The organism is Citreimonas sp., assembly GCF_042096055.1.
In the GTDB taxonomy this organism is placed as follows: domain Bacteria; phylum Pseudomonadota; class Alphaproteobacteria; order Rhodobacterales; family Rhodobacteraceae; genus Citreimonas.
This window is the reverse complement of sequence record NZ_JBELMH010000039.1, coordinates 19,794-24,551: the sequence shown is the minus strand read 5'-3', so window position 1 is coordinate 24,551 and position 4,758 is coordinate 19,794. Positions and strand designations below refer to the sequence as shown.

General features: G+C 70.4%; 5 protein-coding genes and 1 pseudogene. 4 read left to right on the top strand and 2 right to left on the bottom strand.

From position 1 onward, the window contains the following. Together ACFDTC_RS10430 and ACFDTC_RS10425 are read left to right on the top strand one after the other, a co-directional pair. Nucleotides 1-489: FAD-dependent monooxygenase (locus ACFDTC_RS10430; protein WP_375258815.1), on the top strand; the 489-nt coding region annotated here is incomplete at its 5' end. A 62-nt stretch (nucleotides 490-551) separates the two neighbouring features. After that, nucleotides 552-1,307 carry an SDR family NAD(P)-dependent oxidoreductase gene (locus ACFDTC_RS10425; protein WP_375258814.1) on the top strand — a complete coding sequence of 252 codons (756 nt, stop codon included), beginning with the start codon at nucleotides 552-554 and terminating at the stop codon, nucleotides 1,305-1,307. 35 nt (nucleotides 1,308-1,342) lie between these two features. On the opposite strand, the gene ACFDTC_RS10420 is transcribed toward ACFDTC_RS10425, so the two are convergent. Beyond that, on the bottom strand, nucleotides 1,343-2,872 hold the full coding sequence (locus ACFDTC_RS10420; RefSeq protein WP_375258813.1) for a DUF2125 domain-containing protein: 1,530 nt from the start codon (nucleotides 2,870-2,872) through the stop codon (nucleotides 1,343-1,345). A 122-nt stretch (nucleotides 2,873-2,994) separates the two neighbouring features. On the opposite strand from ACFDTC_RS10420, the gene ACFDTC_RS10415 reads away from it, so the two are divergent. Continuing rightward, nucleotides 2,995-3,744: an SDR family oxidoreductase gene (locus ACFDTC_RS10415; RefSeq protein WP_375258812.1), complete on the top strand. Its 750-nt coding sequence runs from the start codon at nucleotides 2,995-2,997 to the stop codon at nucleotides 3,742-3,744. After that, entirely contained in the window at nucleotides 3,741-4,355 is a 615-nt protein-coding gene (locus ACFDTC_RS10410; RefSeq protein WP_375258811.1) for an enoyl-CoA hydratase/isomerase family protein, read from the top strand. Before ACFDTC_RS10415 ends, ACFDTC_RS10410 begins: the two co-directional genes overlap by 4 nt. A 4-nt stretch (nucleotides 4,356-4,359) precedes the next feature. Here the strand turns inward: ACFDTC_RS10410 and ACFDTC_RS10405 are convergent. Continuing rightward, a pseudogene (locus ACFDTC_RS10405) lies at nucleotides 4,360-4,758 on the bottom strand (choline ABC transporter ATP-binding protein); the annotation flags it as partial.

Sequence of the window (4,758 nt, the reverse complement as noted above, 5' to 3'; positions counted from 1 at the left end):
GGCGACGAGGATTACCTGACCGTGCTGCGCCCGCGCTTCGGCGACTTCCTGGGCGAGATCGGCCTGGCCGGTAAGCGCTACACCTACCCTCTGGGCCTCAGCCTGGCGAACGCCTTCGTGGCCCCGCGGCTGGCGCTGGTGGGCGACGCGGCGCACGGCGTGCACCCGATCGCGGGCCAGGGCTTGAACGCCGGGCTGCGCGACGTGGCCGCGCTGGCGCACGTTCTGGACCACGCTCGACGCCGCGGCGAGGACATCGCCAGCGCGCCGGTGCTGGCGCGTTATCAGCAATGGCGGCGCTTCGATACGGCGACGCTGGCCACCGCGACCGACACGTTCAACCGCCTGTTCTCGAACGACAACGCGCTGCTGCGGCTGGGGCGTGACCTTGGCATGGCGGCGGTGAACGCCGTACCGGGCCTGCGCCGCGCCTTCATCCGCGATGCGGCGGGGCTTTCCGGTGACCTTCCCGACCTGATGCGCGGCTGACCCCTTCCCCGACGTCGCCGGCTGTGCCACCTCTGGGCGAACAGGCCAGCAGGAGGAACGGCATGCAGGGAAAATGCGCGATCGTGACGGGCGCCGCGCGCGGCATCGGGTTGGCGCTGACCGACGTCCTGCTGGAGTCGGATTGGCGCGTCGCCATGGCCGACATCGACGGGGACGAACTGCACGACGCCGCCGCCGCCCGCGACGGCGTGCTGGCGATCGAGGCCGACGTCTCCGACCCCGACGACGTCGCCCGCATGATCGAGCGCACCACCGCCTGGGCCGGCCGGCTGGACGGGCTGGTCAACAACGCAGGCGTCGCGCATTTCGGCCCACTCGAGCAGACCAGCTTCGAGGCGTGGCGCGAGGTCATGTCGACCAACCTCGACGGGCCTTTCCTGTGCACGCAGGCCGCCCTTCCCGCGCTCAAGGAAACCTGCGGCGCGGTGGTGAACATCGCCTCGATCAGTGGCTTGCGCGCCTCGACCCTGCGGGTGGCCTACGGCACGTCCAAGGCCGGCGTCATCCACCTGACCAAGCAGCACGCGGCCGAGTTGGGCGAATTCGGCATCCGCGTGAACTGCGTCTGCCCCGGCCCGGTGCGGACCAAGCTGGCGATGGCCGTGCATTCGCAGGCGATCATCGACGCCTACCACGATGCGATCCCGCTGAACCGCTACGGGACCGAGCGCGAGATTGCCGAGGTCATCGCCTTCCTGCTGTCGGAAAAGGCGTCCTACGTGACCGGGCAGGTGCTGGCCGCCGACGGCGGGTTCGAGTCGACCGGGGTGGGGCTGCCGGCGCTGCGCGACGACTGACCGGCCGCGTCGCGGCCGGCCGCCCGGCGCGTGACCTACTGGATGCGCTGGCCGTTGGCCGAGATATGGCCGCGCTCGTTGATCTCGATCGTCGAGGTCGCGGTGTCCGGCTGAGATCCGGGCACGGTGAACATCGACAGCATCATGCGTGCGCCCATGGCATCTTCCTCGGTCAGCAGGCCCATGGCGATGAGGTTGTCCATCAACGCGTTGGCACCCGACACGGTCAGCTCGACCGTGCCCTCGGGGCGGGGCATGCCGTTGAAGGTTTCCAGGTCGTCGTTGTCGAAGGTGAACGCACCCGCACCCGTCAGGCGCCCGCCTCCGGCCTCCAGCGTCAGATCGCGCAGCGTCACGGTGTTGAGCTCGCCCGGCGGCTGTTCGCCCAGCGCCTCGATCGCCTCGGGGTCGAACAGGCTGACGCGCGGGGTGACCTGCGCGCCGATGTCCAGCAAGAAACTGGCGGGCGTGCGCGGCAGGCGGCCCGATGGATCGAAGGCGTTCCAGATCACCTCCGACACGGTCAGCCCGCCCAGGTTGACCTTCAGCGCGGCGTCCTGCGGCGTGTCCGACGGCTGCATCGGCACGCTCATCGAGAATTCCATTTCGGCCAGCGATGCGCTGACCGGCAGCGGCATCTGGTCGCCGCTGAGCGCGATGCTGCCGCCGCTGGCCGTCGCCGAGTAGCGCAGCCGGTCGCCCGAGATCTCGACCTCGAAGGCGCCCTCGTCCGAACTGGTCTGCCCCGAGGTGGTCGCGCCCTCGTCGGTCACCGTGAACTCGTTCTGCGAGCCCTCGTGCGACAGGCGCCCGGTCCCGCCGAAGCCGGCTGCGACGGCGGCGGCCATGTCCTCCAGGTCGACGTCGCGCGGGATGTCGCTGGTGCCAGAGACGGTGACGCCGGACAGAGTGCCCGAGTACGACCCGGCGCTTTCCTCCTCCGGCATGTCGAAGGCGATGTCGTAGGTCACTTCGCCCAGCGACATCTCCTGCGTGGACGAGGACAGGGCATCGGTGCGCGCCATCGTGCTCTGCCCGCTGACCGGACCCATGGTGACCGACAGGCGCGCGTTGTCGCGGCCGACCGATTGGCCGTCGGCGGACAGGTCGCTGAGCGCCAGCATCAGGCGGTCGGCGGTGTACTCGTAGACCATCGCGTCCGGCGTGCCCGACACGACCATCTCGAGCCCCTCGTTGGTGTAGTCGATGGTCAGGTCGATAGCATCCTCGCCGTCGTCGAAGGCCATGTCGATCGGGATCGAGGCCGGGAAGCCCACCGCGACCGAGCCGTCGCCGCGGTCGGTCAGCACGATCTCGTCGATGCGCACGGCGATCGTGCCGCTGCCGCTCATGTCGTCGATGCTGTTCTCGAGGTTCATCGTGAGGATCACGTCCGACACGGTCAGCGTGTCGCCGGCGAGGTCCTCGCTGGCGTCGACGGTGTAGCCGAAATCGCTCATGTACCGCGCGAGGTCGTCCCAGACCTGCTGCGGCGTCACGTCCGCCAGCGCCGGCGCGGCCATCGTGCAAAGCGCAAGCGCCGTTCCTGCTGCAAGCCTGTTCATCGCGAGTCTCCGTTCCGGTCTGCGTCGCCCGCAGTGTCGGGGCGCATGGCGTGCCGGTCAAGGCACTGGATTCGGCTGCGGGGCCGCGTTACCACCGGGGCGCCAATGCAAGGGGATTTCCGATGGACCTGACGGGCAAGACCGCGCTGATCACCGGCGCGAGCCGCGGCATCGGCGCCGAGACCGCGCGCGCCTTCGCCAAGGCCGGCGCCAAGGTCGCGCTGGTGGCGCGCTCGGCCGACGCGGTCGGCGACCTTGCGGGCGAAATCGGGCCGCAGGCGGTCGCGATCACCTGCGACGTCACCCGGTACTGGGAGGTCGAGAAGGCCGTGCAGGCCTGCGTCGCGGCGCATGGCGGGCTGGACATCCTGGTGGGCAACGCCGGCGCGATCGAGCCCATCGGCCGCATGGCCGAGCTCGACCCCGACCGCTGGGGCGACGTGATCGACATCAACCTCAAGGGCATCTTCCACGGCATGCGCGCGGCGCTGCCGGTGATGACGGCAGCCGGCGGCGGCACGATCCTGACCATCGGATCCGGCGCCGCCCATCGCCCGACCGAGGCGTGGTCGGCCTACTGCGCCTCGAAGGCCGGCGCCTACATGCTGACCCGGATGCTGGACCTCGAGTATCGCGAGGCGGGCATCCGCGCGCTGTCGCTGTCGCCGGGCACGGTGGCCACGCAGATGCAACGCGACATCAAGGCCAGCGGCATCAACGAGATCAGCCGCCTCGACTGGTCGGCGCATATCCCGCCGGACTGGCCGGCGCGGGCGCTGGTGTGGATGTGCGGAGCGGAAGCCGACGAGTTCCTCGGCGCCGAGGTGTCGCTGCGGGACGAGGCGCTGCGCGCGCGGATCGGTCTCGCATGATCCACGCCGAAGGCAACGCGCTACGCCTCATCCGCATCGACCGCCCCGACAAGGCCAATGCGCTGACACCGGACATGCTTCAGGCGCTGTGCGAGGCGGTCGAGGGCGCACAGGACGCGCGCGCGCTGGTGCTGACCGGCACCGGCAAGGTGTTCTCGGCCGGCGCGGATCTGGACGCCGCGAAGGCGGGGATGGCCCGCACGCCTTTGTGGGAGCGGCTGTCGGGCGCGATCGCGCGCCATGCCGGCCTGACGATCTGCGCCCTCAACGGCACGGTAGCCGGCGGCGCGATGGGCATGGCGCTGGCCTGCGACTTGCGCATCGCGGCGCCGGGGGCGAAGCTGTTCTACCCGGTGATGAAGCTGGGCTACCTGCCGCAGCAATCCGACCCGGCGCGGCTGGCCGCGCTGGTCGGGCCGGCGCGGGCCAAGATGATCCTGATGGCCGGACAGAAGATCCCCTCCGACGAGGCGCTGACCTGGGGCCTGATCGACCGAATCGTCGAGGGCGACGTGGTCGAGGCGGCGCGCGACCTGGCGACCGACGTGCTGGCGGCTGACCCGGGCCATGCGGCGGCGATCAAGGCGCTGATCCACCGGCGGCCCGTCTAGACCGTCAGGCCGAAAGCCGCGCCACCACGCTTTCGGCGCTGACCGTGCCCAGCACGGCGCCGTGTTCGGCGACGCGCAGCGGGCCGTCGCGCAGCATGGGCAGGATGTCGCGGATCGGGGTCTCGGCCTCGATCGTGCCGGACGTGTCGGCATCGCCCGCGCCCGGCTGCATCACGTCGCGCGCGGTCAGCACGCCCAGCGGGTTCATGTTCGCGACGAAATCGGCCACGTAATCCGATGCGGGGGCCGAGAAGATCTCGCGCGGGGTACCAAGCTGCACGATGCGCCCGCCCTCCATGATCGCGATGCGGTTGCCGATCTTGAACGCTTCGTCGAGGTCGTGGCTGACGAAGATGATGGTGCGCTGCAGGTCGCGCTGCAGGTCCAGCAGTTCGTCCTGCAG